The 20254-nt window shown below is 67.4% G+C and carries 24 protein-coding genes; 8 read left to right on the top strand and 16 right to left on the bottom strand.

The features are described from left to right. Positions 1-17: 17 nt before the first annotated feature. From E0H75_RS06560 to E0H75_RS06540, 5 genes are read right to left on the bottom strand one after another with little or no spacing between them, the layout of a single operon-like run. Positions 18-845, bottom strand: a complete 828-nt coding sequence (locus tag E0H75_RS06560) for an SMP-30/gluconolactonase/LRE family protein (RefSeq protein WP_165553484.1) — start codon at positions 843-845, stop codon at positions 18-20. Continuing rightward, the gene (locus E0H75_RS06555; RefSeq protein ID WP_131512215.1) at positions 842-2344 is read right to left on the bottom strand and encodes a bifunctional 3-(3-hydroxy-phenyl)propionate/3-hydroxycinnamic acid hydroxylase; all 1503 of its coding nucleotides are present in this window, start codon (positions 2342-2344) and stop codon (positions 842-844) included. Before E0H75_RS06555 ends, E0H75_RS06560 begins: the two co-directional genes overlap by 4 nt. Continuing rightward, positions 2337-3167 carry a beta-keto acid cleavage family enzyme gene (locus E0H75_RS06550; RefSeq protein WP_131512214.1) on the bottom strand — a complete coding sequence of 277 codons (831 nt, stop codon included), beginning with the start codon at positions 3165-3167 and terminating at the stop codon, positions 2337-2339. The genes E0H75_RS06555 and E0H75_RS06550 overlap by 8 nt, the downstream gene beginning before the upstream one ends. A gap of 17 nt (positions 3168-3184) precedes the next feature. Beyond that, positions 3185-3937 (bottom strand): SDR family NAD(P)-dependent oxidoreductase, encoded by a 753-nt coding sequence (locus E0H75_RS06545; RefSeq protein WP_165553482.1) that lies wholly within the window; start codon positions 3935-3937, stop codon positions 3185-3187. Between the two features lie 2 nt (positions 3938-3939). Then, positions 3940-4791 (bottom strand): fumarylacetoacetate hydrolase family protein, encoded by an 852-nt coding sequence (locus E0H75_RS06540; RefSeq protein ID WP_131512212.1) that lies wholly within the window; start codon positions 4789-4791, stop codon positions 3940-3942. A gap of 173 nt (positions 4792-4964) precedes the next feature. Between E0H75_RS06540 and E0H75_RS06535 the strand changes: the two genes are divergently transcribed. Then, positions 4965-5639, top strand: coding sequence for a GntR family transcriptional regulator (locus E0H75_RS06535; protein ID WP_131512211.1), 675 nt, complete (start codon positions 4965-4967; stop codon positions 5637-5639). 24 nt (positions 5640-5663) lie between these two features. Here the strand turns inward: E0H75_RS06535 and E0H75_RS06530 are convergent, their stop codons facing one another. From E0H75_RS06530 to E0H75_RS06520, 3 genes are read right to left on the bottom strand one after another with little or no spacing between them, the layout of a single operon-like run. Beyond that, on the bottom strand, positions 5664-6077 hold the full coding sequence (locus tag E0H75_RS06530) for a YciI family protein (RefSeq protein WP_131512210.1): 414 nt from the start codon (positions 6075-6077) through the stop codon (positions 5664-5666). Between the two features lie 36 nt (positions 6078-6113). Then, on the bottom strand, positions 6114-7037 hold the full coding sequence (locus tag E0H75_RS06525) for a VOC family protein (protein WP_131512209.1): 924 nt from the start codon (positions 7035-7037) through the stop codon (positions 6114-6116). A gap of 35 nt (positions 7038-7072) precedes the next feature. Next, entirely contained in the window at positions 7073-7471 is a 399-nt protein-coding gene (locus E0H75_RS06520; protein WP_202872839.1) for a YciI family protein, read from the bottom strand. A 186-nt stretch (positions 7472-7657) separates the two neighbouring features. On the opposite strand from E0H75_RS06520, the gene E0H75_RS06515 reads away from it, so the two are divergent. Further along, positions 7658-8500, top strand: a complete 843-nt coding sequence (locus tag E0H75_RS06515) for an SMP-30/gluconolactonase/LRE family protein (RefSeq protein WP_131512208.1) — start codon at positions 7658-7660, stop codon at positions 8498-8500. Between the two features lie 37 nt (positions 8501-8537). Here the strand turns inward: E0H75_RS06515 and E0H75_RS06510 are convergent, their stop codons facing one another. Further along, positions 8538-9257 (bottom strand): hypothetical protein, encoded by a 720-nt coding sequence (locus tag E0H75_RS06510; RefSeq protein ID WP_131512207.1) that lies wholly within the window; start codon positions 9255-9257, stop codon positions 8538-8540. Positions 9258-9377: 120 nt separating this feature from the next. Here E0H75_RS06510 and E0H75_RS06505 point away from each other — a divergent pair, with 120 nt between their 5' ends. The 4 genes from E0H75_RS06505 (at position 9378) to E0H75_RS06490 (ending at position 12281) form a co-directional block, all read left to right on the top strand. Further along, positions 9378-10247, top strand: a complete 870-nt coding sequence (locus E0H75_RS06505; protein WP_131512206.1) for an alpha/beta fold hydrolase — start codon at positions 9378-9380, stop codon at positions 10245-10247. A gap of 131 nt (positions 10248-10378) precedes the next feature. Next, on the top strand, positions 10379-10750 hold the full coding sequence (locus tag E0H75_RS06500; protein ID WP_131512205.1) for an FKBP-type peptidyl-prolyl cis-trans isomerase: 372 nt from the start codon (positions 10379-10381) through the stop codon (positions 10748-10750). A 167-nt stretch (positions 10751-10917) separates the two neighbouring features. After that, complete coding sequence (locus tag E0H75_RS06495) at positions 10918-11535, top strand: DUF2238 domain-containing protein (RefSeq protein WP_131512204.1); 618 nt, start codon at positions 10918-10920, stop codon at positions 11533-11535. Between the two features lie 29 nt (positions 11536-11564). Continuing rightward, entirely contained in the window at positions 11565-12281 is a 717-nt protein-coding gene (locus E0H75_RS06490; protein WP_131512203.1) for an MBL fold metallo-hydrolase, read from the top strand. A gap of 24 nt (positions 12282-12305) precedes the next feature. Here E0H75_RS06490 and E0H75_RS06485 read toward each other — a convergent pair whose 3' ends face one another. The 3 genes from E0H75_RS06485 to E0H75_RS06475 are packed head-to-tail and all read right to left on the bottom strand — an operon-like array spanning position 12306 to position 15322. Beyond that, complete coding sequence (locus E0H75_RS06485; protein ID WP_131512201.1) at positions 12306-13202, bottom strand: ABC transporter ATP-binding protein; 897 nt, start codon at positions 13200-13202, stop codon at positions 12306-12308. Positions 13203-13205: 3 nt separating this feature from the next. After that, a complete protein-coding gene (locus tag E0H75_RS06480) occupies positions 13206-14246 on the bottom strand; it encodes a FecCD family ABC transporter permease (RefSeq protein WP_131512199.1) in 1041 nt (346 codons plus the stop codon). After that, positions 14246-15322 carry a FecCD family ABC transporter permease gene (locus E0H75_RS06475; RefSeq protein ID WP_131512197.1) on the bottom strand — a complete coding sequence of 359 codons (1077 nt, stop codon included), beginning with the start codon at positions 15320-15322 and terminating at the stop codon, positions 14246-14248. The genes E0H75_RS06480 and E0H75_RS06475 overlap by 1 nt, the downstream gene beginning before the upstream one ends. Before the next feature lie 112 nt (positions 15323-15434). Here E0H75_RS06475 and E0H75_RS06470 point away from each other — a divergent pair, with 112 nt between their 5' ends. Then, positions 15435-16250, top strand: coding sequence for a siderophore-interacting protein (locus tag E0H75_RS06470; RefSeq protein WP_131512196.1), 816 nt, complete (start codon positions 15435-15437; stop codon positions 16248-16250). Between the two features lie 128 nt (positions 16251-16378). On the opposite strand, the gene E0H75_RS06465 is transcribed toward E0H75_RS06470, so the two are convergent. Together E0H75_RS06465 and E0H75_RS06460 are read right to left on the bottom strand one after the other, a co-directional pair. Then, positions 16379-17578: an alginate lyase family protein gene (locus E0H75_RS06465; RefSeq protein WP_131512194.1), complete on the bottom strand. Its 1200-nt coding sequence runs from the start codon at positions 17576-17578 to the stop codon at positions 16379-16381. Between the two features lie 219 nt (positions 17579-17797). Next, the gene (locus tag E0H75_RS06460; protein ID WP_131512193.1) at positions 17798-18388 is read right to left on the bottom strand and encodes a TetR/AcrR family transcriptional regulator; all 591 of its coding nucleotides are present in this window, start codon (positions 18386-18388) and stop codon (positions 17798-17800) included. Positions 18389-18479: 91 nt separating this feature from the next. Here E0H75_RS06460 and E0H75_RS06455 point away from each other — a divergent pair, with 91 nt between their 5' ends. Further along, the gene (locus E0H75_RS06455; RefSeq protein WP_131512192.1) at positions 18480-19184 is read left to right on the top strand and encodes an SDR family oxidoreductase; all 705 of its coding nucleotides are present in this window, start codon (positions 18480-18482) and stop codon (positions 19182-19184) included. Here E0H75_RS06455 and E0H75_RS06450 read toward each other — a convergent pair. Together E0H75_RS06450 and E0H75_RS06445 are read right to left on the bottom strand one after the other, a co-directional pair. Next, positions 19181-19780: a DJ-1/PfpI family protein gene (locus tag E0H75_RS06450; protein WP_131512191.1), complete on the bottom strand. Its 600-nt coding sequence runs from the start codon at positions 19778-19780 to the stop codon at positions 19181-19183. The genes E0H75_RS06455 and E0H75_RS06450 overlap by 4 nt on opposite strands. A 77-nt stretch (positions 19781-19857) precedes the next feature. After that, positions 19858-20178 carry a DUF1330 domain-containing protein gene (locus tag E0H75_RS06445; protein ID WP_131512190.1) on the bottom strand — a complete coding sequence of 107 codons (321 nt, stop codon included), beginning with the start codon at positions 20176-20178 and terminating at the stop codon, positions 19858-19860. Positions 20179-20254 lie beyond the last annotated feature (76 nt).

Raw genomic sequence — 20254 nt, 5'->3', positions numbered from 1 at the left:
TCCGGGCGATTTGAAGGTCAGACCTCGAACACCTCGACGGTCGACTGCACCTGCTTCTGGGCGATGGCCTCCATGACGGGCAGTCCGCCGGTGTGCGCGACGGTCGCGTACAAGCGACCGGTGTCCGCGTCCAGGCAGCAGGCGATCGGGAACGCGTCGCCGGTGTCGATCGTGTCGACCAGGTCGGCACCCCGCACGTGCGCGAGCTTGTGCGCATGCAGCGTCGACACCCACACTCCACCGTCCGCGGCGGCGCAGATGCCGTCCGGCCTCGCCTCCGGGGAGACGACCTCGCGCAGATCCGAGTACGTCCGGCGGTTGCTCAAGGCACCTTCACGGTCAATGTCGAACGCGATCAGACGCTGCAGCCAGGTCTCGGCGACGACGAGCGTCCGGCCGTCGTCGATGACCGCGATCCCGTTCGGGAACTCGATACCCTCGGCGGCCACCACGCTGTCCCCGGCAGGGGTCACGTAGACGATCCGGCCGGGTTTCGGCTCCTCACCGAGGTGGGCGGCGTACCCGACGTCGTCGACGTACAGGCCGCCTCGGCTGTCACCAACCATGTCGCCGAGCGGTCCGGTTGCCACCGCGTGCAGATCGGCGTACTCGCCGAAGCCGGTTCCGTCCCAGATCCCAACCCGGCACTCACGCTGGATCGCAGCGGCGAGGCGCCCGTCGGGCAGGAACCACAGCCCGTTCGACTGAGACTCCAGGGCGAGACCTTCCCAGGTGCCTCCTGCATCGGTCCACAACTTGCCGCCCTGCGGATCGGACGCCCACAGGGCGCCGCCGTGGCGTCGTGGGCCCTCGCCCCAGGTGAGACCCTTCGCATAGGTCGTCACTGCTGAATCTCCTCTTCGAATACCGACACGGACAGGTGCCGCGTCACCGTTTCAAGTTCTTCGGCCGAACGGAATCCGGCGAAGACGTAGCGATCCGGCCGCACCAAGATGCCGGTGACCTGATGTGTGTCGAGCCAGTCGGACGGCTCGAGGTCCTCGACGCGCACCGGTACGACGCCCATCCGCTTCCACCGCTGCCGGGTCGACTCGTCGACCCCACCGAGCACCTCACCGGGAGCCAGCAGCGTGAACACGAAGCCGACCGCATCGTCCAGCCGCCGGCCATCCCGAAGCCGGGGCTGCGGCGCCAACTGGCCGGCCATCGGGAGGTCCGCGTCGCCGCCGATCGCCGGCTCGATGGGCGGGTGTGCCTTGTCGGCGACCTCTCCGTCCGCCTCCTTCGGCGGTGCCTGTCCCTGGCCGAGGGCCGCGATGTTCTTGGCCAGCCGGGTCGACTCGACAACCATCTCGCGAACATGCGGTGCGCGTTCGGGCTCGTAGCTGTCCAGCAGGCCGTCGCCCGCGGTACCGCGCAGGACGAGAGCGAGTTTCCAGGCGAGGTTGGCCGCGTCCCTGATGCCGGAGCACATTCCCTGCCCGAGCATCGGGGGCATCTGATGAGCCGCGTCGCCCGCGAGCAACACGCGTCCGACCCGCCACTTGGCCGCGACGCACGCGTGCCACAGGTAGACGTCGGATCGGGTGATGCGGTAACTGCCGGGTTCCATCCACGGCTCGAGCAGCGAGTAGACCATGGCCGGGTCTTCGTACGTCTCGCGGTCCTCGTCGGCGAGCAGCATGAACTCGAACCGGGACATCGGGGCCACAATCGGCATGTGGGTGAACGGTCGGGTCCCGGACACGATCGTCCCGATCGTCTCGGACAATCCGGCCGCGGGCTTGAACTTGACCACGTCGATGATCAGGGACCGCTCGTCGCCGTCGAAGTCCACCAGATCCGGCGCCAGCCGCTGACGGACGAAGGAGTTGGCGCCGTCACACCCGACCACGAACGCCGCGGTGACGGACTTCTCGGCGTCCGACCGCCGCTGCCGTACATCGAGGGTCACGGCGGTTCCGTCGTCGGCGAGGTCCACCAGGTCCCAGCCGAGCAGCAGGTCGACGTTCTTCGACGTGGCCAGCCTGCCACGGAGCGCGGCTTCGAAGTCGGGCTGGAAGAACATGTAGTCGCTGAGCCACGCCTGGTCGGTCTCCCCGTCGGAGATCTCCCAGCTGAACAGCAGCTTGCCGTCCTGGTTCATGATCTGGTAGCCGTCCATGACCAGGTAGCCCTGCTGGGCCTCGCTCAGCCCGAACTGCTGGAACGTGCGCATCGTCTCGTCGTCCAGATGCGACGCTCTCGGGTGCTGGCAGACGATCTTGTTCGGGTCGATCAGGACGACACGGACATCCTGGGCGGCCAGCAGGTTCGCCAGGGCGAGGCCGGTCGGTCCTGCCCCGACCACGGCGACGTCGTAGTCGGCAGCGGATTCAGTCATGATCTGTTTCCGTTCTCTCAAGGCGCAACTGGTGAGCGGCCGACGTCACGTCCGCCACCTCGCCGTCCAGCGCCTTCACCAGGTCAGCGGCGCGTGCGACGAGGGCAGCGCTGCTGGTCGCCAGCTCTCCTCGGCGGTAGTAGAGGGTGTCTTCCAGTCCGGCCCTGGCGTTCCCGCCGAGGGCCAGTCCCATCGCAGTCAGGCGGAGGTTCTCGCGTCCGATGGCGATCACCTGCCAGATCGAGTCCGCCGGCAGCCGGCGGACCATCTCGACCAGGTTCTGGTGCGTGGCAGCCATGCCGCCACGTACGCCCAGCACGATCGAGAACTGCAGCGGCTCGTCCAGCAGACCGGCGTCGCGCAGCCGCAGGCAGGCGTCGAGATGACCGGAGTCGTAGATCTCGAGCTCCGGCCGGATGCCCAGTTCCTGGATCCGGCGGGCCAGGGCCTCCACCTTGCGGGGTGGGTTGCTGAATTCGCCGGCACCGAAGCTCATCGAGCACGGGTTGAGTGTGACCATCTCGGGACGGAGCTCGACCAGCCGGGCCCTGTCGTCGTACTCGACGTCGAGCCCGACGCCGGTCGAGACCTGCAGCAGGACGTCGCACCGTTCTTTGATCAGCTCGATGGTTCGCTTGGCGACGTCCAGGTCGGCGGTCGGCCGATCCTGCTCGTTGCGGAAGTGCAAGTGCGCGACCGAGGCTCCGGCGCCGTAGGCTCGGGCCACCTCGGCGGCGATCTCCTCCGGCTGGGTCGGCAGGTGGGGATTGTCCGGCTTCATCGCGATCGGCCCGGTGGTGGCGACCGTCAGGATCGTACTCATAGGCTCACTCCGCTCGTTCATTCCGCTTTCAGAACCGCGAAGCCACCGTCGACGTTGAGCGTCTGACCGGTGACGAAGCCTGCCTCGTCGCTCAGCAGGAACCGAACTGCGGCCGCGACCTCGTCCGGCTCGCCGGACCGCTTCATCGCGGCCCAGTTCGCCGAGGTCTCGAGGTTGACCAGTCCGATCCGGGCGACCTCGGTCATCATCGGCGTGGCGATGTAGCCCGGGGCGACGGCGTTGACCCGGATTCCACGCGCGGCCCATTCAACGGCCAGCGTCTTGGTGACCGACTGGATCGCTGCCTTCGCGGCGGCGTACGCGATCCGTCGCGGGTGCCCGAACTGCGCGGCGATCGAGCTGATGTTGACGATCGCGGCCGCACTGGTGCCGGCGGCCTCAACCTCGCGAGCGAAGTGCTGGCACCACGACAGTGTTCCCTCGACGTGCACAGACTGGATGCGCCGGAAGGTGTCGATACTGATGTCGATGCTGGCGTCGTTGTGGACGATGCCGGCACCGTTGACCAGGCCGATCATCGGCGGCATGGCTGCCGTGATCTGTTTGGCCGCGTCACCGACGCTGTCCGGATCGGTGACGTCGCACCTGAAGGCTGCGATCCGGGCGCCGTAGTGCGCCAACTCGCTCGGCACCGTGCCGACCTCGAGGTCGACCAGTGCTACCGAGCGCTCGGGGTCGGAGTCCAGGACCGCGGTGGCGATCGCCAGTCCGATGCCGCCGGTGCCGCCGGTGACGATGACGGTTCGCACGGTCAGGTCACCGGGCTCTGCACGAAGCCGTTCGACAACTGCCCGACCCCTTCGACCCAGGTGGTGAGCGTGTCGCCGGGGCTGAGGTAGCGCCGCGGGTCTCGGGCATGCCCGACGCCACTCGGCGTTCCGGTGAAGATGATGTCGCCCGGCTGCAGCGCGACGATGGCCGACAGCCGTTCGATCAGGGCCGGTACGTCGAAGATCATGTCCTTGGTCCGGCCCTGCTGCAGGATCTCGCCGTTCAACGAGCACCCCACCTCGAGGTCGTCTGGGTTCGGCAGCTCGTCGATCGTCACCACCTCGGGTCCGAGCGGCGCGAAGCCCGGGAACGACTTCCCGAGGCTGAACTGCGGTACCGGCGGCAGCAGCTGACGGGTCCGCTCGGACAGGTCCTGCCCGACGGTCACTCCGGCGACGTGCGACCAGGCGTCGGTGGCCTGGACATGGTGTGCGACCGCACCCATCACCACCACCAGTTCGGCTTCCCAGTCCACCGTCGACGCGGGCAGATCGACCACGGCGGTGGGACCGGTGACGGACGTCGGGAACTTGGTGAACACCGTGGGTTCGGCCGGAACATCCATGCGGCTCTCGTCGGCGTGCTCCCGGTAGTTCAGGCCGATGCCGAAGACCTGTCGCGGCCGCGGCACCGGTGCGCCGAGCTGCGCCGCGTCGTACGGCACCGGCTGATGCCCGGCCAGTCCGGTCCGCGCCCACTCGACGAAGTCCGGCCACACGTCGTACACACCCTGCGGGTCCGGGCCGAATCTGCCGGCACTCGCCGTGTGGATGTCGATCGCGCCGGCGGGCGCAGTGACGACCAGACGGCCGTTCAAGTTCGCAACGCGCACTTCACACTCCTGATCGACGTGAACCTCGAGTCAATATCGATACTTAGCCATAATCTCGATCAAGGTGTCAAGTGCATGAGCGATCGGATCTGCCCGGTGGTGTGCGTGTGATCGATTCTTCACGCCGTGCTCGTTATTCGCCGAGACTTACGACAAAGCTGTATCCTGGAGCGATGACAACCCGCGTTGCCGAGGTGTACGAGCAGTTGCGGAGCGACATCCTGGCCGCCCGCCTGCCACCGGGCGAACGCCTCAAGGTCAATCCACTGTGCGCCCGCTTCGGCGTCAGCCTGTCCGTGGTCCGCGAGGCCCTGACCCGGCTGACGGAGCAGCGCCTCGTGCGCTCGGTGCCGCAGTACGGCTTCACCGTCGCGACGCTGGACCGGGCGAGCCTCGTCGACCTGACCGAGGTCAGAGTGCAACTGGAGACCCTCGCGCTGCGGTGGGCGATCGAGCGGGCCGACCTGGACTGGGAGACCTCGGTCGTCGCGGCTCTGTACAAACTCGGGCGGACGCCGATGTACACCGAGGATCCAGAGCCACAGGTGTCGGAGGAATGGTCGGACGCGCACGCCGCGCTGCACACCGCTCTCGCCGCCGGCTGCGCCAGCCCGCTGCTCCTCGAGCTCAGGCGAGGCCCGTACGACGCGTCGGAGATCTACCGCCGGTGGGCCAAACCGAGGGACGGCGAGAAGCGTGACGTCCACGCAGAACACACCGCGATCGTCGATGCGGCGATCGCTCGGGACTCCGCCACCGCCGAGCGCCTCCTGGCGGAGCACATCCGCCGGACCACGGAGACCCTACTCAGCCGCGAGCCGTCCGGCGAGGATGCCGCAGCATCCTGAGCCGGACGGGCTGGTGGCGCGGGATCAGCCGATCTCGTACTCGTCGTCGAAGAGGCGGAACGACAGTTTGACGTTGCCCTCGTTGAGCAGCCAGCCGTGCACCGTGTTCCGCCGTACGCCGGCAACATGGAAAGGTTCGGTCTCGGCGACGGCGACGGCCTCCGCCCGCGAGCCGGCACGCACGATCGCCGTACCGCTGCCGTCCCAGCCGGCTTCGTCGCGATTCGCACCGGACAGGAAGAGTGTGCCTGCACGCTCCTGATCGCGGAGCCAGAGGATGTGCTCGCGCAGGTACGGCATCAGGGTCGCCATGGGATCGTCGGTCTCAGCGACCATGTCCATGCGCACCATGTAGAGCTGGATCCCCCGCAGCCGCTTCATCAGGTTGTCGAGCGAAGGATCCTCCGCACCGATCCGGCCCTCATCCGCTGTGTCCACGGCCCGTCGCCCTTCTCTTGATTCGACTCGGATACCTCAGCGGGTGGAATGCGCTCCGGTCATGAGCTCGGCCAGATCCTCCGGATGGATGAACGACGGCGGTGGTGGCGGGCCCCAGGTGTAGAGGCTCTCCGCCTCACCCCACACCTCCGGCTTCCACAGGTCGTCCTCCGGAATGCAGTCGAGGTCGGAGTAGTACTCCGAGAAATTGCCGGCCGGGTCCCTGAGGTACCAGAAGAAGTTCGATCCGATGTGGTGGCGGCCCAATCCCCAGACATGCCGCTCGGGATGTTCGTCCAGCATTCTCGTCGCACCGCGGCCCACATCGTCGACGTCGTCGACCTGCCACGACGTGTGGTGAAGGAAGTTGATCGGCGCCTGGTGCACGAGGACGTTGTGGTGGTCGGTCGAGCACCGCATGAACGCGGCGGATCCCTCGATGACGTCACTGACCTTCAGCCCGATGCCGTCGGTGAAGAAGGCCTGAGTGAGAGCCTGGTCGGTCGAACCGATCACCACGTGACCGAGCTTCCGAGGCTGGACCGGCTCCGTGCGCAGGATGGCCGCCGCCCGTACACCGGGCCGATCGGTGAATCCCGGTCCGTTGTAGCGCTCTGCCTGCCGGGCCGGCTGATCCAGTCGCGAGGCCGTGCTGACCACGACTCGCGTCCGGGTGATGGGTTCGACAGCCGTCACCGAACCATTCGCGCGGATCGCGGTCAGGTCCAGACCACGCAGCTGACGGTCGATCCGGTCGAGATCATCGTTGTCGTCGGCACCGATCTCGAGCTCGACCAGACGCCGCGTCGGAGATTCCACGATCCGGAGCTGAGGCCCCCCGTCGGTCGTGGCGAGCCACCCGCCGTCCGTCTCTGCGAGGCCGAACTCTTGATAGTACGAGCGGGTCGCCGCGATGTTCGGCACTCCGATCGTCACGGACTTCATGCGATGCAGCGGCACGGGAACCTCCTCAGCGATCGGTACCGGTGGCGTCGTCAGAGGATCTCGGCGCGACCGGTCGAGTAGTTGATGTGGGTGCGGAACGAGCCTTCGTTCAGGAGCCAGGGCCGGACGCGGAAGGTGCGGGCACCGCTACGGTGCATCGGATCCTCCTCGGCGATCCGGATCGCCTCGTCGCGCGACGATGCGCGGTACACGAAGAAGCCTTCGCCCTCCCAGCGCTCCTCGGCGTCGTCAGCGAGCGGCCCTGCGACGAACATGACCCCATCCTCCTCGAGCTTGACCTGCCACGCGGCATGCTCATCGAGGACCTCGAGGATGGGCCCGAGACCGTTGACCGGCGTACTGAACACCGCATAGAGCTGCTTGGTCAGGAAGCCGCGCTCCCGACCGTCGCGGATCAGCTGCTGCCAGGGCATCACTGGTTCACTCACTACCCACGCTCCTCCACAAGATCTACAGGTCCTTGAAATCCTGTCATAGACCATCCGATTGTCAAGCAAATAATCGATATTCGCGTCCAGTGTTTGACGATGCAGCCCGATGCGGGCTCATCTCTCGTCCCTGTCGATTCGGCTGCTCCCGTTCGTGTAGTCGTAAAGACGGAAGGAGTTCGCGTGATGTCCGAGGTTCTGATGAGTGGGCTGGTGATCGGGGAGTCGGCGCGGTGGCGTGACGGGCGGTTGTGGTGCTCCAACTGGGGTGCTCAGGAGGTGCTGGCAGTCGATGCGTCCGGTAAGAGTGAGGTGATGGCTCGCGTCCCGACCACGTTGCCGTTCTCGATTGATTGGCTTCCGGATGGGCGCTTGCTGGTGACGTCAGGTCCGGAGGGTTTGGTGCTGAGACAGGAGCCATCCGGCGATCTGGTCGTGCACGCGGACCTCTCGGAGTACGGCGGGTTGAACGAGATCGTGGTCGACGGGCGCGGCAACATCTACGTCAACGGCGGTTGTGACTTCCACCCAGGTGAGGGTGAGCGACCCGGCTTCATCCTGCTGGTCACCCCCGACGGCGCCGTACGACGTGTGGCCGACGAGCTCGCCTTCCCCAACGGCATGGTGATCACGCCGGACAACTCGACACTCGTCATCGCCGAGTCCTTCGCTCAGACTCTGACGGCGTACGACGTCTCACCCAACGGCTCGTTGTCGAACCGGCGGGTGTGGGCACCTCATACCGGCGACGGCATGGTCATGGACGCCGACGGCGCGATCTGGACCCCCGGCTGGGCAGACAACGGCCCTGCCTGCCTCCGCATCGCTGAAGGCGGCGAGATCCTCGAGACAGTGCCGCTGGAACACGCCGGCTTCGCCTGCACCCTCGGCGACAACACTCTCTACATGCTGACCGCGGACTGGCAGATGCAGGAGTCCTTCGAGTCCAACCTCGACCGCCTGCTCTCCGACCGCACCGGCCGCATCCTCACCCACCCCGCGCCGCGCCCACCCGCCGGCTGGCCGTGAGCCGACCGGCCGCGCTGACCGTGAGCCGACCGCCCGCCTAGTAGTGCCAGTAGTAGCAGGCGTCGGCGTTCCAAGGGACGGGGACTGTGGTGCGGTTGGTGAAGGCCATGCCTTTGCCGCGGGCGATCTCCAAGGTGCGGGATAGCTGGAGGGAGTACGAGTGGTTGTTGTCGTCCCACCACTGCTCGAACTGGGTGATGCACGTCTGACCAGTGAAGTACGGGTTGGAGCAGGGGTGCGGCGGGAGCCACTTCTGTAGGTGCCGGAAGTTGACAGTGGTCGAGCCGCTCGGCGGCTTGATCGTGCCCGACGCGTCCAGGCAGTAGCTGGTGGCCGGGATCGTCCACTTCACATAGTGCTGGCGGCCGCCGGCTGACGGGATCGGCTGCAGCTTGTTGCAGTCCGCGTCGCCGATCTTCTCGGCAGTAACGCGCTGGATCTGCGTGAGCGGGCGGCCGGCGCCGTCGTTGTAGCCGTCCAGCAGCACCCACTCGCCATCGTGGATGAAGTGCTCGGCCGACTTCGGCGGCCACGCCTTCGGATCGCCCCATGAGATGTCCGACTCGGTAGCGCTCAACGGCGTCCACGCCCACTGCCCCGCCGCGGCCTCACCGGCCCAGTACTGCCCCGCCGACTTCTCGAACATCAGCGAGTACCGCCCATAGTTCTCAGCCGTCGTACTCGCGTCAGAACTCCCCGCGTGTACGACGGCGGCCACGAGGACAGCGGCGGTCACGACGGCGAGTTTCTTCAGCACAGAGTGCGAGATTAGTGCCGGATGGGTGCACTCTGCGTACCTGTTCCGGTCACCTGGACCCGGTCTAGGCTCACCTCACGAGCCCAACCGGTGGGGATGGGCCGGAGCAGAGGAGCTGTCATGCCGGATCCTGTCACCCGCACGCTCGACGTACCCGGAGCCACCCTGACGTACGACGTCCGCGGGGATCTCGCCGATCGCGACCAGCCGGTGCTGCTGGTGATCGGTTCGCCAATGGGTGCGAGCGGTTTCCCGACCCTGGCGTCACACTTCACCGACCGAACGGTCGTCACCTACGACCCGCGCGGGGTGGAGCGGAGCGTCCGCAGCGACGGCGCCGGCGAGCTGAGGCCCGACGACCACGCCGCCGACCTCGTCGCGCTGATCGAGTCGCTCGACGTCGGCCCGGTCGACATGTTCGCCAGCAGCGGCGGCGCGGTGAACTCGCTGGCCCTGGCAGCCAAGCGACCCGACCTCCTCCACACCCTCGTCGCGCACGAGCCGCCACTGGCCGGCGTCGTGCCAGACAGCGAGGCAGCGCTGGCGGCCTGCCAGGACATCTACCAGACCTACCAGCGTGACGGCATGGGCGCCGGGATGGCGAAGTTCATCGCGATCGTCAGCTATGACGGCGAGATCCCGGCGGACTACACCGAGCAGCCGGCCCCCGATCCGGCCATGTTCGGCCTCCCCACCGAGGACGACGGCACCCGCGATGACGCTCTCCTCGGCCAGAACATCCGCGGCTGTACGTCGTACCAACCCGACTTCGACGCCCTGGACAAGGCCAAGGACCGCATCGTCATCGGCGTCGGCGAGGAGTCCGGCAACCAGCTGGCCGGTCGTGGCGGCAAGGCCGTCGCCGCACGCCTCGACCTCGAGCCCGTCGTCTTCCCCAGTGGCCACGCCGGCTTCCTCGGCAACGAGTACGGCCAGCCCGGTAAACCCGAGGAGTTCGCCACCAAACTCCGCGAGGTGCTCGCTCGCTAGCCTTCTGGGGCGTCGTACCTCCTCCACCAGGTACGACGCCCCCACACCGACGCCGACGCGAGGCCTGAAGTTCCTGCCGCAGGGGACCCTGGGCGCGCGGATCGGGACGCAGGTCTGGTTAGCTGGTGGGTATGACTGAGAAGCCAGAGATCGACTTTCCGGACGGTCCGCCGCCGGCGGATCTCGAGATCACCGACATCACCGTGGGCGACGGCGACGAGGCCAAGGCCGGGTCGCGGGTGAACGTGCACTACGTGGGCGTGGCCCACTCGACCGGCGAAGAGTTCGACGCGTCGTACAACCGGGGCGCGCCGCTGGCCTTCCAGCTCGGCGTCGGCCAGGTCATCCAGGGCTGGGACAACGGTGTCCAGGGCATGAAGGTCGGCGGCCGGCGCAAGCTGGTCATCCCGCCGCACCTCGGGTACGGCGACCGCGGCGCCGGCGCCGCGATCAAGCCTGGCGAGACCCTGATCTTCGTCGTGGACCTCATCAGCGTCAGCTGAGACCGGCCCGTCCCCTCAGCATCAGCCAGCTGGGACCGCAGGGTCCGGCCGGCGATGCCGACCGCTGTTCGGGACCCCCGCGATCCGTCACAATGGCGGACATCGCGGGGGTCCTTCGCGTAGTTGTACTCATCCGCCTCGCCCAGCGGTCGGTTTGACTGAGAGGCATGACGACGATGACTGCGACAACGGTTGCCGCCACGCCAGTGAGCTGGGCGCGGTACGCCGCCCTGGCCGCGAAGGCGCTGCTGTTCGGTTTGTTGCTGTCGGCACTGATCTGGCCGGATCTCAGCGGGATCAAGGGAAAGGCGTCGACCGCACGGCTGGTCGTGTACCCGATCGGCGCGATGATCCTGCCGCTGTGGTGGTGGGCGTACGGGCGGACGAAGAGCAAGCTGCACCAACGTTTCCCTTGGACAGCAGACCTGTTGATGACGTTGCCGTGGCTGATCGACCTGGTCGGCAACCGCTTCAACCTGTTCGACACGGTCAGCTGGTGGGACGACGCCATGCACTTCATCCTCTGGGGCTTCCTCACCGCCGGCGTCCTGCTCGCGTTCGCCCCGCGCGATCTCTCCCGCGGCCTGACGGCCTTCGTGGCCCTGGGCTTCGGCGCGACCGCCGCGGTCATCTGGGAGGTCGGCGAGTACTTCGCCTTCATCCGCAGCTCCCCCGAACTCCAGTCCGCCTACACCGACACCCTCGGCGACCTGGCCCTAGGAACTCTTGGGGCGCTGCTGGCCGGTCTGATCCTCTACCAGGTGCGCCTCAAGCCGCGCTACTGACGGATCACGAGCCATGGCAGGGTGAGGCCATGGACGTGACGGTGGTCGGAAGTGGCGACGCGTTCGGGGCAGGCGGACGGTTCCAGACATGCATCGCGGTGGGTACACAGACCTTGGTGGACTGCGGAGCGACCAGCCTGACCGCACTTCGGCAGCAGGCCTTCGATCCGAACGAGATCCGGACCGTCGTCATCACGCACCTGCACGGCGATCACTTCGGCGGGCTGCCGTTCCTGATCCTCGACGGCCAGTTCCGTCGGCGGACGCAGGATCTCACCGTCGTTGGACCGCCCGGGACCAGTGAGCGGCTCACCACCGCGATGGAGACGCTCTATCCCGGCTCGTCCCAGGTGCAGCGCCGCTTCCAGGTCCAGGTCGTCGAACACGACGACCGCCGTCCACATGAAGTCGACGACATCCGGATCACGCCGTTCGAAGTACGCCACGCATCCGGGGCCCCGGCGTACGCCGTGCAACTGCAAACGTCCGGTGGATCGCTGGCGTACTCAGGGGACACCGAGTGGACCGATGCGCTGTTCGACGCGGCCGACGATGTCGACCTGTTCCTCTGCGAGGGGTATAGCCCGACGCCGATCCGCTGGCACCTCGACCTCGAGGCACTGACCCGGCACCGCGACAGCTTCACCTGCCGCAAGCTCATCCTCACCCATCTGTCGCAGTCAGCACTCGCCGCGGACCTCTCCACCTGGCAGGTCGCGTACGACGGCCTCCGCGTCCCGCTCTGAGCGCCGCGTGCTGTAGATAGCGAGTCAGCGGTCCGTCGGCCGGCAGACCCCGTTGGCAGCAGCGGACGCCGCCAACGCGGCAGCAGCTGACGAGACGGAGGCTGGCTGAGCGTCGGCCCGAGTCGTATGACGTCCGATCGGAACCACCATCGGCGTACCGGCCACCGGATCCGGAACGATCTTCACCCCGAGCCCGAACACGTCCTGCACGACCTCCTCGGTGATCACCTCGCGAGGGTTACCCTCGGCCGCGATCGCGCCATCCTTCATGGCGATCAGGTGATCCCCGAACCGGCACGCCTGGTTGAGATCGTGCAGCACCAGCACGATGGTCCGGTCGTCCTGCTTGTTCAGGTCGACCAGCAGATCAAGCACCTCGAACTGATGCGTCAGATCGAGGAACGTCGTCGGCTCGTCCAGCAGCAGGATGTCGGTCTCCTGCGCGAGCGCCATCGCGATCCAGACCCGCTGCCGCTGGCCACCGGACAGTTCGTCGATCGGCCGGTCGGCGATCTCGAGTACGTCGGTCGACGTCATCGCGGCCGCGACCGCCTCGTCGTCGGCCTTGCTCCACTGCCGGATCCACCGGGTCCGCGGGTACCGCCCGCGCCCGACCAGGTCAGCGACCGTGATCCCCTCGGGTGCGGTCGGTGACTGTGGCAACAATCCGAGCTTCGTCGCGACCTCACGGGTCGGGATCGACTGGATGCTCTTACCGTCCAGCAGCACGCTCCCGCGCGACGGCTTCAGCAACCGTGCCATGGTCTTCAGCAGCGTCGACTTGCCGCACGCGTTGGCGCCGACGATGACGGTGATCTTCCCGGTCGGGATCCGCACCGACAGGTCGTGGATGATCTCGCGCTGGTCGTATCCGACCGCCAGGCCGTCGGCGGCGAGGCTGTGTTCCACAAGGTTCTCCATCTCTCAGCCACCACTCCCCACCCGGTTGGACCGGGCCAGCAGGAACATCAGGTACGGCGCCCCCACCACGCCGGTCACCACACCGACCGGCAACTGAGTGTCCCCGAAGGCATGCTGCGCGATCAGATCGGACAAGGCCACCACCAGCGCCCCGAGCAACGCGGACGCGATCATCGCCGGCCCCGGCGACCGGGTCAGCCGCCGAGCGATCGGCGGCGCGACGAACGCGACGAACCCGATCGGCCCGGCCGCAGCGGTCGCTACCGCCGCGAGCAGCACCCCGATCACGATCAGCCCGAGCCGCGAACTCTCCACCCGAAGCCCCAGCCCGTACGCCGTCTCGTCGCCGAGCTGCAGGATCCGCAGCCGCTGAACCATGAACACCGTCAGCGGAGCCAGCACCGCGAGCGTGATCCCCATCGACCGCACGTTCGACCAGTCCCGGCCGTTCAGGCTGCCGGTCAGCCAGATCAACGCCTGCTGGGCGATCTCGACCCTTGCCTTGGTCAACAAGAACGACGTCAGGCTCGTGGCGATCGCACCGATTCCGATGCCGATCAGGATCAGCCGGTAGCTCGACACCCCGTGCCGCCAGGCCAGCACGTACATGATGAACGCGGTCAGTACGGCACCGACGATCGCGAAGGCCGACACAGCGACGCCGGTCAGTCCCAGCGTGACGATCGCGAAGACGGCGAAGGCGCTGGCGCCGTACGTGACGCCGATGATGTCGGGGCTGGCGAGCGGGTTGCGGGCGATGCTCTGGAAGATCGCGCCGGACATGCCGAGGGCGGCGCCGACCATCAGGCCGGTGAGTGCCCTGGGCAACCGCAGCCGGTTGACAATGAACTCGGTCGCCTTGTCGCCGCCACCGAACAGCGTCTTCACCACGTCGATGACCGGGATCTTGAAGTCACCCAGCGACAGCGAGACGCAGAAGGTCACGAACACGATGGCCGCGAGGACCACGATCACCAGCAGCAACCGCGCCTGCCGGGCCGCCCGCGCGCGGGTGATGACCTGAACCGCTTCGGCTGTGGCCATCAGAGGTCCGCCAGCTTCCGTCGACGGACCAGAATGATGAAGAACGGCGCGCCGATGACCGCGGTCACAATGCCGACCTGCAGCTCACCGGGCCGCGCGACGATCCGGCCGACAATGTCGGATGCGAGCAGCAGAATGGGCGCCAGCAGCATCGAGTACGGCAGGATCCACCGGTAGTCCGGGCCGGTCACCAACCGAGCGACGTGCGGGATGGTCAGCCCGATGAAACCGATCGGTCCCGCAGCGGCGGTCGCAGCCCCACACAGCAGTACGACGATCACCGCGACGAACAACCGGGCGAGCCCGACCCGCTGACCGAGCGACTTCGCGACATCGTCACCGAGGGACAACGCGTTCAGCACGCGGCCCGACACCAGCGCCAACACGATGCCGATCAGGATGAACGGCGCGACTGGCCCGGCGATGTCGGAACCCCGGCCGGCCAGCGACCCGACCGACCAGAACCTGAACTGGTCGAACGTATCGACGTCACCGATCAGCAACGCGGTCGTCAGCGACCCGAGCATCGCCGTCATCGCAGCACCGGCCAGCGCCAGCTTGACCGGCGTCACGCCCTCACGACCGAGCGACCCGAGCAGATAGACCACCACCGACGCCGCTGCCGCCCCGACGAACGCGAGCCAGACGTACGACGTCAGACTCGACAGCCCGAACCAATAGATGCCGCCGACAACAAACAACGCGGCGCCACCGTTGACGCCGAGGATGCCGGGATCGGCCAGCGGGTTCCGCGTGACTCCCTGCATCAGGGCCCCCGACAACCCGAGCGCGGCCCCGACCAGCAGTCCGATCACGGTCCGAGGCACGCGCAGTGAGTGCACGATCACGTGATCGGTGTTCGCCTCGTTGTAGTGGCGCAGGGCATCGATCACCGTGGAGAACGGGATCTGCTTCGAGCCGACCGCGATGCTGAGCAGCGACACCACGGCGAGCAGGGCGACACACACGATCAGCCCGGCGACCAGCGTGACCCGCCGGGTCCGCCGCGGGCGTGACGGAGCAACAGCAGAGGTGTCACGGCCGGCGGATTCAGCGAGAGCACTGGGCGGAGGCATTGGACTTTGAGACCCTCTTAGGTAAGGCTAACCTCTAGACGCCTCAGAATAACCCGGTCGTCCACGGGTCCGCATCTGAGCCTCCCCTGCGCTCCCCTTGGAGAAACCGGACATGACCACAGTGCTCGAGCGGCCGATCGAGTTCGACTCGCTGCTGGCGACCGTCGCGGCGGTCGACGACCTGAGCCCGCACCTGCGCCGCGTGACTTTCGTCGCACCGCGGATCGCCGACGTGGTGTCCGCCGGTCCGGACCAGCGGATCAAGGTCCTGCTCACGCCGCCCAACGGTGGCGAGATCAAGCTGCCGTCGGGTCCCGAGTGGTATCCGGAGTGGTGCGCCCAGCCGGTCGACGAGCGTTTCATCATGCGGACGTACACCATCCGGGCGCTCCGGCCCGAGGTGGCCGAGCTCGACATCGAGTTCGTCCTGCACGGCGTCAACGGACCCGCCTCGGCGTGGGTCAGCCAGGCGCAGCCGGGTGACCAGATCGGCCTGATCCTCCCGTTCGCGGTGGACACCACCAGCACCAAGGGACTGCTCCACTCCGGCGTCGACTACGTCCCACCGGCGACCAGCGTCCGCCGGATCCTGGTCGTCGACGAGACCGCGCTGCCCGCGCTGGCCGGCATCCTCGAGCAGCTGCCCGTCACCGCCCACGCGACCGTCTTCGTCGAGGTGCCGGACGCCGGCGACATCCGGCCGCTGCCGACACCCGGCACCGCCGACGTCACCTGGGTCACGCCGCCGAACTCGTTGCTCGAGGCCCTCAAGGGCGCCGAGCTGCCGTACGACGCCGACTACGCCTGGGTCGCCGGGGATTCGTCGATGATCAAGTCGGTACGCCGCCACCTGGTCAACGCCGCCGGGATGCCGAAGCCGGCGATCTCGTTCCAGGGCTACTGGAAGCGCGGCGAGGCCCAGGTCTGACAACGACAACGGGGCCTGACAACGACAACGGCCGACGACAACGGCCGACCACGTCGACGTGACGTGGCCGGCCGGTGGTGATCCGGGAGAGCTGAAGGGCAGATGGGTTCAGCCCTCCCGGAAGCCTGTCAGGCGGGGTTCTCCGCGTGCGTGAGGGTCTCCCACGCGACGAAGAGGTTGTTCGACCCGGCCGGACGGCGGGACTCGGTGATGACCTGGGTGTTGGTCATCGCGATCCCGAGCCGGGTGTGCAGCGCGTTGAACCCGACCTCGGTGATCGGGCCGAGACCGCGCTTGAGCGTGCCGTTGCACAGCCAGGACGGGACCGGCTCGAGGTTGCGCTCCCACTTGGACTGGAAGCCGAGCGCCTGCCGCAGCCGCTCACCGAACTCCGGGTACATGTCGATCCCCTGGATCCGCGCCGTCTCCAGTACGTGCGAGATCGACGAGATGCCGTAGCCGGTGTGGACGAAGTCGCGACAGGTCTCCTGAGTCAGACCGGTCACGAACGTCTCCTGCTTCTGCCAGTAGTTGACGATCTTGTCGCGGGTGTTGAGATTCTGGCTCGGCACCGTCTTCGGCAGCGCACCGTCGGACTCCAGGTACACGTACGCCGGGACGCGCAGCCGGAACAGCGCGATGCCCTTGTCGTACACGGCCTTGTCGTCGAGGAACACGCCGATGCCCTGGATTGCCTCGGTCATGCTCAACTCCCAGTTCCCGTTGGAGTTCGAGCCGTTGATGATCTCGGGCAGGTAGACGTTGCGCAGCATGGTGGCGAAACGGCCGGCGTTCGGCCAGTTGCCGTACACGTGCTTGATGATCTCGGCGGCCTTCGGCCACGACGACGCGGACCACGCGGTCTGCAGCGGCGCGTTGCTGTTGGTGTGGTCGCGGATCGTCCCCGACCACGCGTCCATCAGCTGGATCGCCTTCTGTGCATAGCGATCGTCGCGGGTGAGGTACCACAGCAGCGCATCCGTGTACGCCGCGATCGCATCCTCACGCTCGTCGGTGCACCCGTAGTTCGGGTTCGAGTACGACCCACACTCGACCACCGCGCGCGGCTTCGGCGTACGGGACAACGACGCGTAGGAACTGTTCTTGGCCTGGTTGAACGCGTTCGTCCACGGCTGCGCGCCGGCCTGCACCTTGGCCCGGACGAAGTCCAGCTGGGCCTGGCTCGATCCGACACCTGGGTGGGTGAACGTCGCGGGCGCTTGCACGGCACTGGGCTCGGCTTTCGAAGCGGCAACTGCTGGGCTGCTGAGTGTCCCGGCGACCAGCGCCGCGCAGGCTGCAGCCAGGACCAGGGGTTTCTTTCGCATGGGCGGATGTCCTGTTCTTCGGGGCGGTAGACACCTGCGCTTCCCCCACTAGCGCAGGGTCTTTTCGAAAGTTTGACGACAGACGGTGAGCACGTCAAGATCCCGTCGACGACGGAACGCACCGGGATCTTTTCCCAGCTCAGTGGAACAAAGTGAGAATCTGTCCCACCTCTGTGCACGCCTCAGAACCGCAGGCCACTACCCTCGGCAATCGGCGATTCAGCCCGCCTGGGCCGCCAGCTCGCTCGCACGCACACCGGCCGCGTCCAGCAGCGCGGCGGCAGTGAGTACGCCGATGCCGCCCAGGTTCTGGGCGCGGACGACCGCCCGGGCACTGGCGCCATCGAAGATCATCGTCAGCTGGATCGCCAGCGTGCCCGGATCCTCGGCACCAGCCTTCACCAGTTCACGGTGGAAGAAGTCGGTCAGGTGCTGTTTGAAGTGCCGGGCGACCACCGAGCCCGGGTGCTCCGGGTTCTTCAGCTCGACCGCCGTACTGACGTGGGGACAGCCGAGGAAGTCGCCCTGGGCAACCAATTCGTCCTGCCGCTCGAACACCGTCAGGATCCGGTCCCGGGCCGGGCGCTCGTCCTCCGGCCCCGGATGCAGCAACGCCTGGTACGACGGGCCGCGGCTGGCCAGGCTCTCCGCGATCAGCTCGTCCTTGGAACGGAACAGCTGGTACATCGACTTCTTCGACACCCCGGCCGCCTTGCACAGCGCGTCCACTCCGATGTTGACGCCGTCGCGGTGGAAGAGTTCGCCCGCGGCCTCGAGGAGGCGTTCGCGGGGTGTCGCCGAGGTGGTCATGCAACGAGGGTACCGGCTGGATTTGATGTCAGAAACCGATCGGTTTATAGTCATGGAAACAGATCGGTTTCCAACCCTCAGGAGCAGCGACATGACCACACTCGAAGGCGCCGTCGTCCTGGTCACCGGCGGCCAGCGCGGCATCGGCAAGGCGATCGTCGACGACCTGCTCGACCGCGGCGTGGCGAAGGTCTACGCGACCGCACGCACCCCCGAGCCGAGCGCCGACCCGCGCGTGGTCCCGCTGCCGCTGGAGATCACCGACCAGGCCTCGATCGACGCCCTCGCGGTCGCGGCCCCGGACGTCACCGTGCTGATCAACAACGCCGGCGCGAGCTCGCCGGACACCTACCTCGAGGCGCCGATCGACGACATCCGCGCGGTCTTCGAAGCGAACTTCTTCGGTCCGCTCGAGCTGACCAAGGCGTTCGTGCCGATCATCGAGCGCAACGGCGGCGGCCACATCCTGAACGCCCACTCGGCGCTGTCCTGGGTGGCGCGGCACGGCGCGTACTCCGCCACCAAGGCCGCGTTCTGGCTGCAGACCAACGCGATCCGGCTTGAACTGCTCGGCCGCGGCATCGGCGTCACCGGCCTGCACATGGGGTACGTCGACACTGACATGGCCGCTGCGGTCACGGCACCGAAGTCCCGGCCGGAGGACATCGCCAAGCAGGCACTCGACGGGATCGAGGCCGGCGCTCACGAGGTCTTGGCGGACGACACTGCCCGGGGCGCGAAGGCAGCGATCTCCGGCGACCTGACCGCCCTCTACCCGGAGCTCGCGCAGGCTTAGTTGCCTGCAGCAATGTAGACGTCGCGATCGCGGGTGTACTCCAGTGCGCCCGCGATCCCGTCGGCGGCATCCGCTCCGCACACCCGCTCGACGACGTACAGGGCGAGGTCGATGCCGGAGGTGACGCCGCCGGCGGTGATCAGGTCGCCGTCGTCGACGACGCGATTCGTCTTGAGGTCCGCGCCGAACGCCTCGAGTTCGGCCCAGGCGCCGCGGTTCGTGGTGGCTGGGCGGCCCTTCAGCAGCCCGGCCTCGGCGAGCAGCATCGCGCCGGTGCAGACCGAGGTGATCAGGCTGAGCGTCGGCGCGAGTTCGGCGATCCTCGCCGTCATCACTCCGCGCCGCGCCTCTGCCCATGAGCCCGTCTCCGCCCGATTCATCCAGCCGCCGCCCGGGACGAAGAGTGCGTCCGGCGTACCGAGACCCTCGGGCGCCTTGAACTGCAGGCCGTGCAGCCCGGTCACCTCGACCGGACCGTCCAGGCCGACCAGCGCCATGTCGAACTCCGGCCGCCGCCGCGCATGGCTCCAGACCTCGAACGGACCCATCACGTCCATCTCGTCCACACCGTCGAACACCAGCATCTCGATTCGCATAGCTCTACCCAACCGCCCGGCAGCGCCGCCAGCCAGTGGCCGAGATGACGGTGTTCGCAAGGATCTGGCCACGAAGATCAGACCAGCACGTCGGTGGCCTTGTGGTCGCGACCGCAGCCGTTGACGAAGATGACCGTGCTGTCGGCGTTGTCGGTGCGCAGGTGCAGGATCGCCCGGTACGCCGGAGAGTCGTACCAACCGCGCAACTGGTCGTAGTCGGGGAACTCGATCACGATCGGAGCACCGCTCCACTCGCCCTCGATCGGCTCCGCGTCGTCGCCGTGCACGATGAAGTGCCCGTTGTACGGCGCCAGGGTCGCGTCGACGCGGTGCAGGTACTCGATGATGTCGTCGCCGAACTCGATGTTGCGCAGATAGGCGATCGCGTACGCCGTCATGGTGACTGTCTCCTCGTTCTTTCGGATGATTCCGTTGCGACAAGCCTGCGGCAGAAGCCGAATCGAGACGATTACG

Origin of the sequence: Kribbella capetownensis, from assembly GCF_004331485.1 — a bacterium.
Lineage (GTDB): Bacteria > Actinomycetota > Actinomycetes > Propionibacteriales > Kribbellaceae > Kribbella > Kribbella capetownensis.
The sequence above is the reverse complement of the archived record's forward strand: the minus strand, read 5'-3'. Positions and strand labels throughout refer to the sequence as shown.